Genomic DNA, 19,133 nt, shown 5'->3' on the forward strand with positions numbered 1-19,133 from the left:
CTCCTATGAGTCTGTTTATGGGGATTGGCTTCCATTCCACAGCGTCATTAGAAAACATTCCATTATCGAAAAAGTGTATTACATACCTATGCGGCTTGCTTGGAATAGTTGACCTTATTTTCGAAGTCACGCGGATGCTTTTTTATCTAACCACCGGTTCATTCTACACTCGGGTACGCCGCGAAAGCAGTCCCCATGCTATACTGAAATTACATTGACGTAACATTAGCAACTTTCGATTAAAAGGAGAGTCATCATGGCGATAAAGCATGAAGCCGAGCTGTACGCTCCCCTGAAGGCCTTTTTTGAATTAAACGGATATGAAGTCAAAGGCGAGGTACGAAATTGCGATCTGGTCGGCATGAAAGACGGCGCCGATGAACCGCTGATCGTGGAGCTGAAAAAAACGTTCAATCTGGCCCTGCTGCTCCAGGGCATTGAGCGGCTGAAGCTGACCCCGTACGTATACCTGGCCGTCGAGAAGAGCCGGGCGAAGAAAGGAGCGGTCAACCAGCGCTGGTCGGAGCTGACGGGGCTTTGCGGACGACTGGGATTGGGGCTCATCACGGTCACCTTCTACAAAACCAAGGCGCCCTTCGTCGAGGTGCTCTGCGAGCCGGAGATGGCCGTGCAGAAGGGCCGCACCGCCATTAGGCGCAAGGAACGCCTGCTGTACGAGTTTCGGGAGCGCAGCGGTGATTACAACACGGGCGGAGTGACGAGGGCCAAGCTGGTGACGGCTTACCGCGAGAAAACGCTGCGCGTTGCTGCTGCCATGAATGCAGCGGAAGCGGAGCAGCGCAGCATGCACGAAGCGGCTCCCGATGGGCGTGAGCTCCAAGAAAAAGCTGTCCCTGCAGTGCCGCCCGGCATTTCTCCCGCGGCTGTGCGGGATCGGAGCGGCGTGGGTTCGGCGGCAGACATTCTGCAGCGCAACTACTACGGCTGGTTCCGCCGGGTGAGCCGCGGACGCTACGTGCTGACGCCGGCAGGCGTGCAGGCCTTGGCAGACTATGCCACCGTATTGAAATCATAATGACTGAATATAGACCGGATCTTGAAACCCATACAAATCCGCCCATGAAAAAAAGCTGCGGATTGAGCCTATCAGCCTGGCTCGATCTGCAGCTTTGCTATGTTCAATGCGTTCGTAAAAGGAAATCTTCCATGTCTAATTCCGGGCCGTAAATTCCATCACGGCTTCGCTGATAAGATTCATGCCGAGCAGCAGCTCATCCCGCCCGGGATGCGTAAAATTCAGCCGGATGCACTCCCTCGTTCGATCTGCCGCCGAGCACATCGAGCCCGGAAGGAATGCCGCTCCCTTCAGCAAGGCCGCCCTTAGGAGCGCATCCCCGTCCAATCCTGGGGGCAGCTGCACCCAGAGAAACATCCCGCCGGGCGGTACCGCGTACCTCGAATCCTTCCATGCGCTGCGTTTCAGCAGCTCCACCATCAGCTTGAGCCTCGTTGCATATTCCCGATTAAGCATGCCGATATGATCCTCCAGCTTAAAATGCTTCGATTCCAGCAGATGGTGCAGCATCCGCTGGTTGAGCATGCTGGATTGCCAGTCGGCCATCTGCTTCACGGCCGTCATCATCTCGATCAATCGCCGGCTCCCGGCGGCCCATCCCGTTCGAAGCGCGGGGGCTACGGTTTTGCTGAAAGAGCCTACATACAGAACATGTCCTCCCTGCGGCTCTTCGAGCGAGAAGATGGAAGGAATGCGGGGCTTCGCATTCTTGGCATCCGCGAAATGAAGGTCGCCGTACGAATCATCCTCCACGACAAGAAGCCCATGCGAGACGCATAGCTTCAGCACCTGCTGACGCCGTTCCAAACTCCACATGACGCCGGTCGGATTGGTAAAATTAGGCGCGGCCATAAGCAGCTTCGGCTTATGCTGCCGGATCATGGCCTCCAGATGCTCGGGCAGCATCCCGTCATGATCTCCCTCGACAGGAACGATGACGGCACCTTGAAGACGCAGCACCTGAAGCAGTCCGGGGGAGGTCGGGTTCTCCACCAGCACCGGATCCCCAGGGTCCACGTACACCCTGACCAGCAAATCGATGGCCTGCTGGGTGCCTGTCGTCAGCAAAATATGCTGGGGCTGGACGCTCAGGCCTTTCCGCCGGGAGAAGTCCTCGCTCAGCCACTCGCGGAGCGGCCCATAGCCTTCCGCCTCACCGTACTGCAGGGCCAGCGGGTCCTCGGACAGCACCGATGTCGCCGCCTCCGCCAGAGAATGCAAAGGGAATAACTCTTCGGCCGGCAGCTCTTCCGCCAAGGAAATAAAAGAATCCCGCTTCGCAAGTTCCCTGATATCGCGCAGCGGGGATGACAAAAGGGTCTGTGCACGGGAAGCAAAGGAATACTGCATGGAAGTCCCCCCTCTAACCGTTATCAAAACCTCGGTTTTGTATTCAGGAGCCTCTTATATAACCTCTAAAAGGTATTCCTGATATTTATATATTATAACCTTAATCCTGCATTAGGCATAAATTTGCCTGCCTTGGCGGGTGTACAGGGCATACTTCTCGATGGCCTGCGCACGGGTGGAAACCCCGAGCTTCACGTATATTTTGCGAAGGTAGTTGTCGATCGAGCGGCGGCTTACCTGAATTTCCATGGCGATTTTGTCGTACGTAATGCCCTGGACGATCCGTTCCATTATAAAAGCCTCCGTCTCGGAGAGCTGGAGCCCGCCTTCGTTCATCGCAGAGGCCGTCAGCGGCCAGATGCCTTGCCTTACCCAGTCGAGCGGCAGCGAGGCAACGCCCTCCCGTAGTCCGGTAATCATATGTATGAGCTGGAAAGTGGATGCCTGCTTGGACAACAGACCGCTCGCGCCGCGACTGATCAAAGACTGGAGCAAGGGAAGCCCGTCATTATCGGTCATAATGACGACATGGGTCTTCGGTGACAGCAGCTTCATCTGCTCCAACACCGCTTCGGACGTATGATCCGACAAATGATAATCCAATAGTACCAAGTCAGGAAGCAAATCCTCGACCATTCGAAGCCCTTCCGAACCCGAGGATGTCATTCCCTCTACGAGCAGATCCTGCTGCTCTTCCAAAATCAATTTCGTTCCCAGCATGCTTGTAGGTTGACTTCCGACGATAACTACCCGCCAAACCTGATTCATTTTCTAATAGACCTCCTGTATCAACAAACTTGGCTCTCTAGCATCTCTATTAAGTAAGCGCCGTCAATTCCTTGCGTTACCGTCATGCGAATTCCCGTTGTTTGCAGATATGGACAGACGCAAATTCCAGCCGTTATTCGCATAGAAAAAAGGTTAATTAATCCTATAGGCGCAGGGATTATGACGGCATGCATGGCGAATGTCTTATATGTATCCTAATTGATAATCAAATCTATACAGATTGTATCCCACTCTAACTTTCTAAGCAATCTCTTTTTCATAAAAACAAGTGCTATTGGTTCGTCTTTGCGAAAGTAATCCTGACATGATAGAATGATACCTGGAAAAAATGATAGATTTTGAGGGGTGATGAAATGCCAATGTTGGAGCCGGAAAACAATACCCCCTATAAATCCCGTGAGGAAGTGCATCAAAAGGGGCCATCCGCCAAATGGTTCTGGGTATTTTGGATTGTGCTGATCGGGCTGGGTACCACCGCAGCCTACCTATATAGCAATCATTTGAAAGAGCAAGTCGTGGTGCAGCTGCAGCAGGATACGCGCCAGGAGATGGCGGCATTCAAAGCGGAGTACGATCAAAGGTTTAACGAGCTGGTTCAGGAAATGGACGAGATGCAGAGCAAGGTTCAGTCGTTTAATGAGCTTCTGACCTTTACCAAGGATCAGGCTAGCGGCAAGACGGACAACAGCAACAAACTGTACAGTCAATTAAGCCAAGTCGAGAAACAGCTGAAAGAGCTGGAACGCAAGATGGAGCTGCTGAAGTGAGAAAACTGAAGTATATCCGTCCTAAACAGTTAAACCGCACGTTTATGCTTGCCATTGCACCATTTATCGGGATGCTGCTGTGCATGTGGTTAATTACCGAGCCGCCGCGCCTGTCGCACGAAACCGCGGAGTACATACCGTCGGGCAGCATATCGGAACAATCCGCCGTGATCAAGCAGGATCTGGATCAAGCTGCAGTCTCAGCAGAACAGACGATATCCTCCATTGAAAAAACGGCCAAGCTCTATCGGCAGACGACCGCTACGGTAGGAACCATTCTGCAAACAGCGGAATCACAGGCCGCGCGGCCGGAGCAAATCTATAATCGCCGGATTACAGCCAAACTGGGTGTCCCGATCGAGACGGTCAACAGCGACCGGATTCGAATCGAATTGTACAAGATCAATCCGGGCACCTATCATGGCTATGCGATGAAGGTCAAACTGAAGGACCCTTCCGCAATGAAGATGTCGCTCGGCAGCGAAAGCGGCAGACCCGGATCCGTCGAAACCACGATGCGCGCCGTAAGCCGGCATGGCGCCGTTGCGGGGATTAATGCCGGCGGATACGCTGACGGGAACGGGGGCAGACATCCGCTGAGCACGACCTTTTACGACGGCAAATACGTCTCGGGATTTCAACCGAGCTTTAAGGATCTGGCCTTTGTCGGCCTAAGCAAATCCGGCAAGCTGATCGGCGGCAAGTTCTACAGCCAGAGCGACCTTGACCGGCTCGATCCGATGTTCGGGGCCACCTTTGTGCCGGTGCTGCTCCAAAACGGCAGAAAAACGACGATCCCGGACAAATGGAAAACGACTCCCGGTCGGGCACCACGCACGGTCATCGGCAATTACAAGGACGATCAGCTGCTCATCCTCGTTACCGAAGGATATGATGAGAAGGGGAAATCGGGAGCCACGCTGCAAGAGCTGCAAACCAAACTGAAAAAAATGGGCGTGATCGACGCCTATAACCTGGATGGCGGCGGTTCCGCATCCCTTGTTCTGAACGGACGCGTCGTGAACAAGCCGTCGGACGGCAGTCTGCGGCCGGTACCCACGCACTTCTTGTTTTTCAAATGATAGAGTCGGCACTCATATTCTCGTTTATTTTTTGGCCCAAGGTGGTTATAATAAAGTTAGCTTAGCAGGAGGTGGCATGAATGTCGTTCTCATTAACATTTTGGATCGTCATGCTCGTATTCGCCCTTTATATGGTTGGCATTTGGACCGCGGCATACAACGATGACAAAACCAAAGGCCTGTAAGGCGACTCCCTCGTATATCGGGGGAGTTTTATTTTTTTTCGGACAAAAAAGGCACCGCTCATCAGCGATGCTCAAAAGGAATTTCATCGTTCACATATAAGGACATTAGGCATGTTTAGGAAGCTGCTGCATTTCGGACATGCATTGCGAACAGATATAGCGCTCCTTAAACTCGCTTACGCCGTCCATGGAGCCACAGAAGACGCATTTCGGGCGATAGCGCTCCAATATAATATGGTCCCCCTGTACAAGGATTTCTACGGGATCCCCCTCGTTCATTTGATATCTCTTGCGCAGAGACTTAGGCAGAACGATTCTTCCCAGCTGATCAACTTTACGGACAACACCAGCAGGTTTCATAACGATTGTACACCTCTTTCATTTTCAACAAGTGATTTCTGACACCACAGTTCCAGAACTGATAACAAGGGCCTAGTATAATAGTTCGATAAAAAGTTGTCGAATCCTGCTGGATGTTAAGAATTTCTTAGTTTTTTTCAACATCAACTAGGTATACTGGATGATTTTCCCCAAAAATGCGCGATTTTTCAGCTGTTCTTATTCCATACCCGGGAAATCCAGCTGGCGTAGTGCCTCATATACCATAATCGCCGCGGAGTTGGACAGATTCAACGATCGGACCTTATCCGTCATCGGCATGCGGATGCAATGCTCGGCATTTGCGGCCAGCAGTTCCGGAGGCAATCCCTTGGTTTCTTTGCCGAACACCAAAAAATCCCCATCCTGATATTCGATGTCCATGTAACGCTTGGTAGCCTTCGTCGTAGCGTAGAAATAACGCCCTTCCGGATAGAGCGCCTGCAATTCCTCAAAGGAATCGTGATATTCAATATGTACGGCGTACCAGTAATCCAGTCCGGCCCGTTTCAACGTCTTGTCGTCTGTATTAAAGCCGAGCGGACGGACCAGGTGCAGTTGCGTGCCCGTGGCGGCACAGGTTCTGGCGATATTGCCCGTATTCGCTGGAATTTCCGGTTCGACTAGTACGATGTGTAATGCCATGTTGATAAGTCCACCTTTTCTTCTGTTTTATTTTATTCTTATTATAACCGATTCCATTCCGAATTCCCGGGATATCCAGAAATAACCTTCCGCCAGCTTGGCGGAAGGTTATCGTCGTCTGATCTCATGAAATTAGCTGTGGCTGTTCTTGAACTCCTGCATGAATTCCACGAGGGCCTGAGCGCTCTCGTAAGGAACGGCATTATACGCGGAAGCCCGCAAACCGCCGACGCTGCGGTGGCCCTTGAGGCCTACAAAGCCTGCTTGCTCCGAAGCCTTCACGAATTCCTTCTCCAGCTCCTCGGAGGCAAGACGGAACGTAATGTTCATATCGGAACGCACCTCTGCGTTCACGCAACCGCGGTAGAAGCCTTCGCTGCTGTCGATGGCATCATAGATCAGACCCGCTTTCTTGCGATTCAACGCTTGAACACCTTGGAGGCCGCCCTTCTCCTCAATCCACTTCAGCACTTCGTTGATCATGTAAATGCCGAAAGAAGGCGGCGTGTTGTACAGCGAGTTATTTTTCAAATACGTATTGTAGCGAAGCATAGTCGGCAGATGTTTAGGAGAATCTGTAATCATGTCCTCTCTGACGATCACGACCGCCACGCCGGATGGTCCAAGGTTCTTCTGCGCACCCGCATACACCATCGCGAACTGGTTCATATCGAATGGACGGCTGAGAATATCGCTTGACATATCACCGATGAGCGGAACGGAACCGGTATCCGGGAATTCCTTAAACTGGGTGCCTTCAATGGTTTCATTGGAAGTCAGATGGAGATAAGCTGCATTGTCCGACAGCTTAATGTCTTGAATGCGGGGCAGAGTCATGTATTTGCTCTCTTCGGAAGATGCCGCCACATGGGTATCGCCGATCAGCTTGGCTTCTTTGATAGCCTTGTCCGCCCAGCTTCCCGTCATCACGTAGTTCGCAACCTGGCCTTGACCCAGGAAGTTCATCGGAATCATGGCGAATTGCGTGCTTGCGCCGCCCTGGATGAACAATACCTTGTAACCGGATGGATTCCCCAGCAGGGACAGCAGGCGCTCCTGCGCTTCGTTATGAACGGCTTCATAAACGGCGCCGCGATGAGACATTTCCATAATCGACATGCCGGTATTTCCGTAATTGACGAATTCGGCCTGGGCGCGCTCCAACACTTCAAGCGGCAATGCAGCAGGTCCTGCGTTAAAATTGTATGCTCTCTTGCTCAAAAGACTCTCCACCCTTTCTCTACTATGAATGCTAATTAACGCTAATCATAGCAACAATCCCATAGACCTTCAAGTGTAATTATTCACATTAAATTGTTCCGGTTACCAGCAGAAGAATTGGTACTTTCTGCTCCAAGATCTCTTTTCTCCGGGGGCCAGGCTTAATCGAACAAACACTTCCGGCGAAATAACGTGTCCGGTCCCCCACAGGGCCATATGCGCAACCGGAAAATCGCTGATCTCCCTTACCCCCGCCCTGCAGGCACTGTGCGTCAGCTCCCATGAATATGGATAATCGCCGCCGTTGAAGCCTTTCATTCTTCCATAGAAGGGCTTATGCGGTCTGGCGGTCCAGCCTATCTCGTTATCCTGGACAGACAGCAAGTCCGAGGTATAGTCAGATTCGACCTCCGTAAACCGGACAGGGACCGGCAGCTTCAGCTTATACTCGGGTCCTACCGCTTCCTCGTTGATCCCTATGAAATTATGGACATACTCCTCCGTATCGATCCTTCGGCTTCCTTCGTTAATAAGCTCGTAATCTATCGTTAATACGGTATCTTCAATCGAGATCTTCTTCACCAATCTTGCTGCATAGCCGTTTATACTCCTGGAACGAACCGTATAGGAGATGTTCGACTCACCCGAAATGACATCCACATCGAAAGGCTCCGCCGGATACGCATACTGAAAGTTATACGGGGCCTCGCTGACCCGTTTAAGAAGGCCCACCCCTAATTTAGGAAACCAATCTCCAACTTCGGCCTCCGCGTACCCCATCCCTTCATGGAGTCCGAACTCGTTGCATAACCCGGACCCGGCCTGCGGGTTAAACCCTTCCGCAAACTCATGAACACAGAAGGTATGGCCGCTCTCGGTCAATTTCACCTGGGTGATGAAACCCGTGCGGTCAAAACGCGTGCCTTGATAACGTCCGACTTTCGCTATTTCGACTTCCAATCGTCCGTTCGCTAGTTGATGTCCCACAAACCATCGCTCCATTCATGATGAAGAAGCCCCGGCCGACTTGTCTGCCAGGGCTTCCGAAATTTTTATAAGTGCGGATCAGGCAAGCTCGACGTGTATCAAAGCCCGTTCGCTGCCGGATAACGAGGACAGCATGCTGCGATCCAGGTCGACTGCCCCGGGATCTTGACTGCGCAGCTGTATCTTTTCACCGTTCAGCGTAACCGATTGAATCGCATAGCTTCCGTAATCCAACCGGTTTGGATTGCCGTATACGATTTGAAGCTGTTTTCCGGCAAACCCGGTAGTGACCGTGGCGTGGCCGTCGGCATCGAATTGAGCAGACCTTAGTTTCGGTTCCAGGCGAAGATGTCCACGGTTCCCTTTCACTCCAAACACCTCGGTCAGCATGGTGAGCAGCAGCCAGCTTGCCGACCCGGTAAGGTAGGGATACATCCCCCTTCCCTTCTCGTTAATGTACTCGGGAATGCCCGGATACATGCGGCTGCGTTCAAAATCCTGGCTCAGATCATAAATCGAACGCAATACCTCGTAGCCCTCTTGGACAAAACCTCTCTTATAAAGCGCATTGGCGTACATGACGCTCATATGGCTAAACATGGCCCCATTCTCTTTATGTCCGAACGCGAAGCCGAATGCCCGCCCGAGGTTTTGTTGGATCTCGCCAAAGTTCGAATTGAGGCGGTAACCGATGCTAGGGTCTTTTAAGTAACGGTCAACCGATTTCGTGATGTGCCCTACCTGTTCATCGTCCGCAATTCCGCCCATGACGGCAAAGACCTGGCCTGTTAGCGTCATGCGCACGCCCAGGGGATGATCGCCTTCCACGCGGGCGCCGTCATTATTGTAATACCCGTTAAACCAGGAGTACCCTTCTTGGCTCGTGATCCATTCGTTGCAGCGCAAATGCTGAATGAGCCAATCCGCCTTCAGCTTCAAATCCTGCACAACGTCCGCAATGCTGAATTTCCGTTTGTTCCCGGTCACGGACGCCTTGACGGCCTCATAATAGCTATCCAGCAAATTCAGCTTGCCCTGTACGTCCTCGTACGAGACGGGAGCCGTCACCGAATCGAGAAGCACCGCCATTTCCTCCGCTATTTCCACATGCTCGACGCCTTCCGTATCCTGCCACGCCAGCAGCAGATCGCCAAGCTGCATCAAATTGCTGGCATAAAACGCCGTGAAGGCCACGCTCTCCCCTCTGCCCGGAGCAAGGTCCAGACCGTCGTTCCAGTCGGCTCCCTCGAGTTTGATGTTGTTGTGTTCGCCGACGTTAAAGAACGGCACCAGATTTTGAAGCAGCATATGCTCCAGGACCGTACCTTCGTATACCTCGCCGCTGACGGTCAAGAGTCGATTCCCGTGCTCAGGCAGCCACCCGGCGTCCTTCTCCTGGCAGCGTTTTACGAATACGTCGCGGAAATAGGTCTGCGGCTGCTTCAGGAAATCCATATCCCCGCTCTGATCGATGTAAAGCAGCGTGGTCATGAAAGGCCAAGCGCCGTGATCCATCCATACGCGCGGAATGTTGTTCCGATCAGCAACGAATTCGCCCGGCTTCGTGCCGATGATCGTAGCATTGCTTCCGTCAATCCGGACGCCCGCATAGTTATTGAGCAGCAGATACCGAACCTCGGCAGGCTCCATAATCATCAAGGCCAGGCAATCCTGCCACAGGTCGCGCCATCCGCGGCCACCTCGGCCGTAATCATGATAAGGAAGAAAGGAATTCCCGTATAAACGGCGCAGGATCGGCTGCAGGGTAACCCATTTCATCCATAGATCCTGCTGCGGATCACCGGTCTGGAAGAATACCGTATTCAGTTTCTCATTCCAATAGGCTTCGTTCTGCGCAAGCAGCTCATCAAACCGCTTCTCCGATAAATACGTTTCGGACAGCCTTTCGATGTCTGCGCGATCCTTCGCTATGACCATTGCCATAACATAGGCTTTGGATTCACCGGGCCGCAGCTCCGCCTCCGCGAACCGCAGGCCGCCAAGGGCCTCGTACCCTTCCATGGAGTCTCCGGCCTGCGCATATGCCGGCTTATTGGCAATGACGGCCTCAGGCCAATCGAGAGCTCCGCCCTCCCCGATGTATTCCTCGAGCACCGGGAAATGACCGATTGGGGCTGAGCCGTCCCCCTCCGCACCCAGCACGCTGTAGGATACGCGATTGATACGGTGACCCCGTTCGTCAAACGAGAGCACGGGCTGCACTTCGACCCCTTCCCGATGGACATAAATCCGATGCAGCAGGGATGTCACATGACGATGGTCCCGCAGATCATCCGCCGAACGGCCATACAGCGGAACAGCCGCGGTAGGGGTCAATTTAAGCGTCTGCTGGCCTACATTGGTCAGCGTTACTTTCATTAACTCGATCTGGTCATCCGTCACCGGCACGAAGCTGGTAACTTCCGTTTGCAGCCCGGCCTCCCCGTTCATCCGCTTCAGCTTGTGCCATAGGAACCCGGCTTCCAATTGGCCCTCTTCTTCCTGATGCATGAACCGGTTCGCATTCTGCTTGGCGGAGTTTCCGGATACGGACCATGCGCCATGCCCGTCGATGTGCACCCAAAAGTTGCGCGCGGACTTGGAATTATGAAGATCCTCCACCGATACCGGCGACATCAAAAACGTATTGTGGCTGCTGGTCATTTCGCCGTGAAGATTCGGCGTGATGGCCGACATCATGCCCGCCTCGTTGACCAAAGGAAAATATAAATAGTTATGAAGTTCAGGATGACGCAGCGTAAAGACGCCCTGATCCCCCTCGAACTTCCATCCCGTTGATTTCATATCGCTTTTTCTTCCCCTCTATGCCTTAGGATTTGACAGCTCCCGCCAGGGCACCGTCCACCAGATACTTCTGTATGAACGTATACAGAATGATCAATGGTGCGGCCACGATCGTAATTCCGCATGCAAGCAGCGGCCAGTTATTCCCGTACTGCCCTCTGAATTCTTTCAGGCCGAACGTAATGGGATAGTTGGATGGACTCGGCAGGTACATGATCGGCCCGACAAAATCGTTCCAGATTCCGATCGCGGTCAGAATGACGCCCGTTGCGATCACCGGCTTCATCAGCGGCAGAATGATCTGGAACAAGTAACGGATATAGCCGGAGCCATCCATGCCTGCCGCCTCATCCAAATCGCGGCTGATCGACTTGATGTAACCGACGAACATCATGAACACCACGCCCGTCCCCGTCGTTTTCAGCAGGATATAGCCGAGCTTGGTATCATACCCGAAGAACGAAACGCTTTCCTTGAAGGACAGCATCAATTTATACTGCGCAACCATCGGGTTCGGAAGGAACTGGGACAGCAAAAAGAACATGTAGATAAAGCCGCTCCACATCACGTAACCGCGTGCGACCGGAAACGCCGCAAACAACGATACGATGATGGTCAGCACCGTCGCCGTCACCGTATAGATCAGGCTGTTCGCAAAATAACCCGCGAAATTGCCTTCGGACCATGCCTGGGAATAGTTGCCCCATTCGATGTTCTTCACGATTCCGATCGGGTTGAGCAAGTATTCGTTGAAGGATTTGAGCGATACATTGAAGACGAGCAGAAGCGGAACGACGTACAGAATCAGCAGCAAACCTATGACGGCATAAGAGAGAATTTGCGTGGTTTTGGAATTTCGCATCAATATTCCACCTCTCTCTTACGCGTCTGCCTGACGGCTACGACGACAAACAGGAGAATAATCAGGAACTGGATCACGGACAGTGCCGAAGGAAGGCCCATTTCCAAGCTACCCCGGAACGTTTCCTTGTACACGTCGTAAGCCATCGTCCTAGTATTGAAACGACCGTCCGTTGTCGCCAATATGATATCGAACGTCGACATGGCGCCGATAATGGATAACAGCATATTCACCGTGAAGGACGGAGCGATCAGGGGGAAGGTGATATGGCGGAAAGACTGCCACTTGTTGGTGCCGTCAATATGACCCGCCTCGTATAAATCCTTCGGAACGGATTGGAGGCCAGCCAGAAAGATCAGCATGGAGTAGCCCATGTACATCCAGATCTGAACGAAAATAATATAACCGAACGCATGGGTAAAGCTGCCGAAGAACATGTCCTGATAGCCGAAAAGAGCGTCATAAAGGCGGTTGACCGGTCCGTTCAACGGATCGAACATCATGCCCCAGATCAGCGCAACCACGGCTACGCCCAGTACGACCGGCAGGAAGAATACCGCGCGGTAGAAGTAATCGCCTTTCAGCCGCTGGTTAATGATAACGGCGATAAACAGGGCGACCCCGTTTTGCACAATCGTCACGACGAACATGAAGATCAGGGTATTTACGATCGAGCGCCACCGCTCGCCCGAGTTCCCTGAGAAGAAGAGCTCCCTGTAATTATCAAGCCCGACGAATTGATAGGTGCTGCCCGGCAGGTTCTTCACATCGGTAAAGGAATAGATGACCGTCAGGATCGAAGGCCCGAAATAAAAAACGATGTATAACGCCATCGGTATCAATAGCAGCAATAACGGTATGAAGCGGTTAAACCCTTTTCCAAATGGATACATCTCTCTCACCTCGCAAATCCATTTCAATGCATGTCGGGGCCTGCTGCACAGACCCCGATTACAGTATGGTTCTTTCTATACAAGTCTCTTTATAATAGAAGAAGTTTTATTTCGGAGCGGCAGCTTCCCATTCTTTTTGCTGAATGTCAGCCAGCTCTTTTGCCGTTTTATAAGGTCCGCCCGGTGCCAGGAATTCCGTGTGAACGCCTTCTGCAGCCAGATGCTCGCCGATATTCTGGCGGTTGATCATCATGATTTCGTACGCCAATTCGAACTCGCCGAGATAAGGAGTCAGTTCATTGTCAATGAAGTCGCTTTCCGTCTGAATGTTGTCCTGCGTCGGAATGAATCCGGCTGCCTTCACGAATGTCGTGTAATTTTCCGGCTCCGAGAAGAATTCAAGCCACTTCAGGGCTCCTTCTTTGTTCGGACCTTTCTCGGCCGCGTACCATGTTACGTCATACTTGCCGACAAAGGAGGCGTTCTTCGCTGCATCCTCGGTGGCCGGAAGCGGGAAGTAACCGAATTTCAACTCTGGATTAGCTGCCGCAACGGTTGGGGCATCCCAAGAGCCGTCAGCCAGCATCGCAGCTTTTCCTGTTGCAAAATAGGAAGGCGCCGTTGCATAATCGATCCCCATGAAGCCGTCGATCATGTAATTGTCTTGAAGCGTCTTCATTTTTTCCAAAACCTCGATGGCTTCTTCATCGTTATAAGCCGTCTCGCCTTTCCACACGCCCTCGATCCATTTCTGCTGGTCTCCGCCGCCCAGGATTTTGGCCTGCAGGGCGAACACCGGAAGTTTCAAAGGCCATACGTCTTTACCTGCTACAACAATCGGTGTGATGCCTTTGGCTTTCAAGTCATCGTTCAGCTTCATGAACTCCGACCACGTTTTCGGAACGCTTAAGCCGTTCTGCTCGAAGATTTCTTTATTGTAGAAGAGACCGGACATCGCAACCTTGCCTGTAGGAACGGCATATACTTTATCGTTATAAGTTCCGGCTTTTTCGATATCGTTTGCGTTATAATTCTTAATGAAGGCTTGGTCGGATAAATCCGCAATCAATCCGGTATCGATCCATTGCTGCCAATCGGGTACTTTAGCGCCCGGCGTCCATTCCTGCGGGGAGAGTCTCATTCCCGACAAATCGGCCAGGACGTCCACGTCATTGGCGGTGATTCTTGCTCTCTGCGCCTGCTTGTATTCGTCATCCGGACCCGTAGTGGTATACTCTACCGTATACTCGGGATACTTCTCTTCAAATTTCTTATTGATCTCTTCAATCGCTTTATTGATGTTATCTTGTTTCCAGTGTAAAATTTTGATGACCTTTTTATCGCCTTTGGCAGGTGCGCCTTGATCGGCTGAATCGCTGCTTCCGCAAGCTGCCAGCGAGAAGGTTAGAGCGCCAGCCAAAAGTAATGCTGATAACTTCTTAATCATTTGTTCGTTACCCCCTGAAATTAAATTGCAATTCATTATGAAACCGGATTCATGTTTCCGCTTTTTCTTGGCCTGTACAATCTTGATGCTACGAAACTATAATTATTAATTTTCGTAATTGAGCGAATTATACCGAAAGCGGTTTCGTAAGGCCTATTATTACGCATAATATTTTGTTTGTCAAAGCTTTTTTTATCGTTCCCGATACTTTTCTCTCACCGAACAGAGACAATCCTTTTTTCTTGCTCTGACAAGCCTTATGCCTGTTCTCTTTCATTGACTTACCTCGCTAAAGCAGATACACTGAGTTACGAAACTGTTTCGAACCCGTGTGGTATAACATGGCATCCGGATGGTAAACCTTGGCTTGGACAAGCCCTTATGCATAGGTGAACCGTCATCATTTCATTGGATCATGGGAAATTCGTTCAAAACACACTCCTTAGTTAGACAGAAAACACGTATCTCATAACTTTTCTGTCCCTAAACATTACGCATAAAGGAAATTCATGATAAACATTATCGAAAATCAACGAAAATAATGAAATGACATTATAAACAGAATAAGGGGCGTTTCGCATGGCGTTAAACATCAAAACAATCGCTAAAATGGCAGGGGTCTCCGTATCGACCGTCTCCAAAATTATCAACAACTACAGTGATGTATCCGATGAGACCAAAGCTCGCGTGTTGGAAATTATGAGAGAAACGGGATATACCCCTTCCAATTCCGCAAAAACGTTAGCAACCAAAAAATCCAATCTAATCGGCGTCATCTTTGCGGGAAAGCTGAACGTTGATTTTACCCACCCGTTTTTTGTTGAGGTGCTGAATTCTTTTAAGAAGCAGATGGGCGTTCTCGGCTATGATCTGCTGTTTTTTTCGAACGAGAAATTCCAAGGGGAGGATGCCGACTATCTCGGACGGTGCCGCCATTATCAGGTAGACGGCTGCGTCATTATATCCGGCGAGGAAATCGAGCCCTCGATTAAGGAGCTGGATGAGAGCGATATTCCCTGCATCGGGGTGGATATTGAGCTGTTCGGCGAAATGTCGGGTCATATCATGTCCGACAATTACAAGATGTCCTCGAAGGTCGTGGAGCATTTTTATCTCCAGGGCTTCCGAGACTTGGGCTTCATTGGCGGCAGCAAGGAGTCCGAAATCTCCAATATGCGAGAGGCGGGTTATCGCAACGCCATGGAAAGCTTCGGCCTTCCGGCCCGCGCGGAGTGGTTCCTGAACGGGGATGATTTCTATGAGGCCAGCGGATATAAAGCGATGACACGGCTGATTAAGGCAGGATCCCTCCCCCGCGCCATTTTTGCGGCCTCGGATCAGATTGCCATCGGCGCCATCCAAGCGCTTCAAGAACATGGTCTGAATGTCCCTGACGACATGTCGATCATCGGCTGCGACGATATCGAGGCTTGCAAGTACACAACGCCTAAACTAACGACGATTCGGCAAAACAAAGAGAAAATCGGCCGCTTGGCGGCACTCATGCTCTACGACCTCATCCATAAACAGTCCCCCGTCAGTTCCTTTGTCGTCGAGCCCGAGCTCATCGTCCGCGAATCTTGCGGGAGCAACACGCATCACTACGGGTATTTCGGATAAACATCCGGGCAAAGGGGCAGCCAGGGCACTAGGCTCTTAATGAGCCCCTTGCCTTTCAGAGCCATCTTAGGATTGGTTCCAATCACGAGTGTATACCGCCAAAAAGAGCCTGGGGCATGATGCCCCAGGCTCTTTTATAATCCTGTTGATTAGATATCGTAGTACAGGGAGTACTCGTGCGGATGAACGCGGATGTTAACCGCTTTGGCTTCGGCACGCTTGAAGTCGATGAAGTTCTCGAGGAATTCTTGCGTGAATACGCCGCCCTCTGTCAAGAACTCATAGTCTGCTTGAAGTGCATCCAATGCCTCGTCCAGGGAACCCGGTACGCTGCGGATTTCCTTCTTCTCGGCGTCGGATAGTTCGTAAATGTTTTTATCGAATGGTCCGTAACCGAGCGCGGTAGGATCGATTTTGCGCTTGATCCCGTCCAGACCGGCCATCAGCATAGCAGAGAACGCAAGATAAGGGTTCGCAGTGGAGTCCGGTGTGCGGAACTCGATGCGGCAGCCTTTAGGCGTTACGGCAGCAACCGGAATCCGTACTGCGGCAGAACGGTTGCCCTTGGAGAATACGAGGTTAACCGGTGCTTCATAGCCTGGTACCAGACGTTTGAAGGAGTTGGTGCTCGGATTCGTCAAAGCGATCAAGGCAGGCGCATGGTACAGAATACCGCCGATGTAGTGCAGCGCCGTTTCACTCAGGTTCGCATAAGCGCCTTTTTCGTAGAACAGCGGAGTGTCGCCGTCGAAAATGGATTGGTGAACGTGCATGCCGCTACCGTTATCCCCGAACAATGGCTTCGGCATGAACGTAGCCGTTTTGCCGTATTGGCGGGCTGTGTTATGCACGATATATTTATAGATCAACAAATTGTCAGCTGTTTTCTTCAATGTATCGAAACGGAAATTGATTTCGGCCTGGCCGGCAGTTGCCACCTCATGGTGGTGACGCTCAACGCGAAGACCTGCTTCGTCGAGGAGACGGCACATTTCGCTGCGGATATCCTGTTGAGTATCCACTGGCGCTACAGGAACATATCCGCCCTTAACCCCTACTTTGAAACCCAGGTTGCCGCCTTCTTCCTTGCGGTTCGTATTCCACTGTGCTTCCTCGGAGTCTACGAAGTAGCTGGAGCTGTTCATGGAGCTTTCATAGCGGACTTCATCGAATAGAAAGAACTCGGATTCCGGTGCGAAGAAGGCTGCCGTTCCGATGCCGGCTTCTTGAAGGTATTGCTCGGCACGAGCCGCGATTCCGCGCGGGTCACGCTCATAAGCATCGCCTTCCGGAGTATAGATGTTGCTCATAATGTTAAGTGTAGGGTGTGCAGTAAACGGATCAATATAGCAAGACTCCGGATCAGGCATCATGACCATATCCGATTCTTCAATGCCGCGGAATCCTGGAATAGAAGATCCATCAAACGCTACCCCGTTCACGAAAGTTTCTTCGTCTACTTCTGAAGCCGGCAAGCTAATGTGATGCACCCGTCCCGACAAGTCTACAAAACGAAAATCGACCCACTCAATATTGTTCTCTTTAATGGTTTGCAATACTTTCTCTACCGACATGTCTCTTCCTCCCAATTTCCGAACATTAAGACTTAAACAGCTTAACAATGTTCATAATCTTTCGATTTCTTTTCGTCATTATATGCCGGGAGATAACCTGACGTCAATACCTATGTAAGGTATTTTTTAAAACAGTGTCATGTTATCTGACACGAAAAACCAATTAAAGTAAATGCAGCAAAAAGGCACCTGCGGTAAAAATGCAGGTGCCTTCTACTATAAATTAGGGGATGGCGAAGCCATTCATTGTGTTCTTACCGCTATGCTCGAATATATCATTATAGCATGTAACACGTGTTATACGCGCGCGAATTCAGAAGCAGGCGCTTTGGCCGTGGCAAAGCTCTTCCCCACCAATGGAGCCAGCTTCTCCAAGTCTTTAAGCAGTGCGGCGAATTGGTCCGGGAACAGGGATTGGACCCCGTCGCCTGTCATCGAGTTGTCCGGATCCGTATGCATTTCAATGATAAGACCGTCGGCTCCGGCCGCGACGGATGCCTTGGACATCGGTTCGACCAGCTCGCGCCGGCCCGTTCCGTGACTCGGGTCTGAGATGACCGGAAGGTGGCTCAATCCTTGCAAAACAGGAATGGCAGATAAATCCAGCGTATTGCGGGTATAAGTTTCGAATGTTCGGATTCCGCGTTCGCAGAGCATGACATTCGGATTGCCCCCGGCCAGGATGTATTCCGCTGCATTCAGGAATTCGTCATAAGTTGCACTGAAGCCTCTTTTCAGCAGAACCGGTTTGCCGCAGGTGCCAAGTTTCCGAAGCAGATCGAAATTTTGCATGTTGCGGGTGCCCACTTGCAGAATATCGGCGTACTCCGCGCAGATATCGACGTATTCGGGCGTCATCACCTCTGTAATGGTCAACAGGCCATGCTTTTGCCCGGCTTCCGCCATCATGATCAGACCTTCGACGCCAACGCCCTGAAAGCTGTAAGGACCCGTACGAGGCTTAAATGCGCCCCCTCTTAGCACTTGTCCGCCTGCTGCTTTCACCAGCTGCGCAATTTCATCAATCTGCTGCGCGGATTCGACGGCACATGGGCCGCCCATGACAACCAGATTGCCGCCGCCAATCTTGGTTCCCTTAATATCGATCACCGTATCATCCGGATGGAAATCACGGCTGGCAAGCTTGTAGGACTTGGAGATCTTAACTACATTCTCTACGCCCTTCATTTGGCGAAGATGCTCCGCAAGCTTCGGGTTCACGCTGCCAATCAGGCCGATCACCGTGCGATCCGCCCCCTTCGATACGTGAGCCTGGAGCCCTTCCTTCTCAATTTCGGTAACGATATGCTGAACTTGTTCCTCTGATATTTGATTGGATGTAATGACGATCATAAATAAACCTTCTTTCTGAATGAATTCCAATTTCGATGTTGATTTCAATCCATGGATAATCACTTTCGCACTTGTTCGCTTTTAAGCTTTTATGCTTTTAATCGATAAAGTAAATATACAGAAAAAATCTCCCCTCGTC

16 protein-coding genes are annotated in these 19,133 nt (G+C 51.3%); 4 read left to right on the forward strand and 12 right to left on the reverse strand.

What is annotated here, in order from left to right; all coding sequences use genetic code 11:
* Window positions 1–256: 256 nt before the first annotated feature.
* On the forward strand, window positions 257–1,036 hold the full coding sequence (locus tag AC3RCL_RS24965) for a DUF2161 family putative PD-(D/E)XK-type phosphodiesterase (protein WP_036659932.1): 780 nt from the start codon (window positions 257–259) through the stop codon (window positions 1,034–1,036).
* A gap of 135 nt (window positions 1,037–1,171) precedes the next feature.
* Here AC3RCL_RS24965 and AC3RCL_RS24970 read toward each other — a convergent pair whose 3' ends face one another.
* A complete protein-coding gene (locus tag AC3RCL_RS24970) occupies window positions 1,172–2,386 on the reverse strand; it encodes an aminotransferase-like domain-containing protein (RefSeq protein WP_492532632.1) in 1,215 nt (404 codons plus the stop codon).
* 111 nt (window positions 2,387–2,497) lie between these two features.
* On the reverse strand, window positions 2,498–3,154 hold the full coding sequence (locus AC3RCL_RS24975; protein ID WP_009595829.1) for a DNA-binding response regulator: 657 nt from the start codon (window positions 3,152–3,154) through the stop codon (window positions 2,498–2,500).
* A gap of 380 nt (window positions 3,155–3,534) precedes the next feature.
* Between AC3RCL_RS24975 and AC3RCL_RS24980 the strand changes: the two genes are divergently transcribed.
* Window positions 3,535–3,942, forward strand: coding sequence for a hypothetical protein (locus tag AC3RCL_RS24980; RefSeq protein WP_009595774.1), 408 nt, complete (start codon window positions 3,535–3,537; stop codon window positions 3,940–3,942).
* Entirely contained in the window at window positions 3,939–5,024 is a 1,086-nt protein-coding gene (locus AC3RCL_RS24985; RefSeq protein WP_015737103.1) for a phosphodiester glycosidase family protein, read from the forward strand. Before AC3RCL_RS24980 ends, AC3RCL_RS24985 begins: the two co-directional genes overlap by 4 nt.
* Before the next feature lie 290 nt (window positions 5,025–5,314).
* Here the strand turns inward: AC3RCL_RS24985 and AC3RCL_RS24990 are convergent, their stop codons facing one another.
* The 8 genes from AC3RCL_RS24990 to AC3RCL_RS25025 form a co-directional block, all read right to left on the reverse strand.
* The gene (locus AC3RCL_RS24990) at window positions 5,315–5,569 is read right to left on the reverse strand and encodes an AbrB/MazE/SpoVT family DNA-binding domain-containing protein (RefSeq protein WP_009595823.1); all 255 of its coding nucleotides are present in this window, start codon (window positions 5,567–5,569) and stop codon (window positions 5,315–5,317) included.
* A gap of 198 nt (window positions 5,570–5,767) precedes the next feature.
* Window positions 5,768–6,232, reverse strand: coding sequence for a tRNA (uridine(34)/cytosine(34)/5-carboxymethylaminomethyluridine(34)-2'-O)-methyltransferase TrmL (gene trmL / locus AC3RCL_RS24995; RefSeq protein ID WP_492532635.1), 465 nt, complete (start codon window positions 6,230–6,232; stop codon window positions 5,768–5,770).
* A 132-nt stretch (window positions 6,233–6,364) separates the two neighbouring features.
* Window positions 6,365–7,453, reverse strand: a complete 1,089-nt coding sequence (gene serC / locus AC3RCL_RS25000; RefSeq protein WP_096776402.1) for a 3-phosphoserine/phosphohydroxythreonine transaminase — start codon at window positions 7,451–7,453, stop codon at window positions 6,365–6,367.
* Window positions 7,454–7,555: 102 nt separating this feature from the next.
* Window positions 7,556–8,440, reverse strand: coding sequence for a hypothetical protein (locus tag AC3RCL_RS25005; protein ID WP_492532637.1), 885 nt, complete (start codon window positions 8,438–8,440; stop codon window positions 7,556–7,558).
* 78 nt (window positions 8,441–8,518) lie between these two features.
* Window positions 8,519–11,245, reverse strand: a complete 2,727-nt coding sequence (locus tag AC3RCL_RS25010; RefSeq protein ID WP_213579611.1) for a GH36-type glycosyl hydrolase domain-containing protein — start codon at window positions 11,243–11,245, stop codon at window positions 8,519–8,521.
* A 25-nt stretch (window positions 11,246–11,270) separates the two neighbouring features.
* Window positions 11,271–12,107, reverse strand: a complete 837-nt coding sequence (locus AC3RCL_RS25015) for a carbohydrate ABC transporter permease (RefSeq protein ID WP_009595751.1) — start codon at window positions 12,105–12,107, stop codon at window positions 11,271–11,273.
* Window positions 12,107–13,000 carry a carbohydrate ABC transporter permease gene (locus tag AC3RCL_RS25020; protein WP_009595691.1) on the reverse strand — a complete coding sequence of 298 codons (894 nt, stop codon included), beginning with the start codon at window positions 12,998–13,000 and terminating at the stop codon, window positions 12,107–12,109. Before AC3RCL_RS25020 ends, AC3RCL_RS25015 begins: the two co-directional genes overlap by 1 nt.
* A 106-nt stretch (window positions 13,001–13,106) precedes the next feature.
* Window positions 13,107–14,447, reverse strand: a complete 1,341-nt coding sequence (locus AC3RCL_RS25025; protein WP_009595768.1) for an ABC transporter substrate-binding protein — start codon at window positions 14,445–14,447, stop codon at window positions 13,107–13,109.
* A 579-nt stretch (window positions 14,448–15,026) separates the two neighbouring features.
* Between AC3RCL_RS25025 and AC3RCL_RS25030 the strand changes: the two genes are divergently transcribed.
* Window positions 15,027–16,067 (forward strand): LacI family DNA-binding transcriptional regulator, encoded by a 1,041-nt coding sequence (locus tag AC3RCL_RS25030; protein WP_009595772.1) that lies wholly within the window; start codon window positions 15,027–15,029, stop codon window positions 16,065–16,067.
* Window positions 16,068–16,216: 149 nt separating this feature from the next.
* Here the strand turns inward: AC3RCL_RS25030 and glnA are convergent, their stop codons facing one another.
* Window positions 16,217–17,641 (reverse strand): type I glutamate--ammonia ligase, encoded by a 1,425-nt coding sequence (gene glnA, locus AC3RCL_RS25035; protein WP_009595727.1) that lies wholly within the window; start codon window positions 17,639–17,641, stop codon window positions 16,217–16,219.
* 297 nt (window positions 17,642–17,938) lie between these two features.
* Window positions 17,939–18,994: a 3-deoxy-7-phosphoheptulonate synthase gene (aroF, locus tag AC3RCL_RS25040; RefSeq protein WP_213579613.1), complete on the reverse strand. Its 1,056-nt coding sequence runs from the start codon at window positions 18,992–18,994 to the stop codon at window positions 17,939–17,941.
* Between the last annotated feature and the right edge of the window lie 139 nt (window positions 18,995–19,133).

The organism is Paenibacillus sp. MT86 (assembly GCF_058792535.1).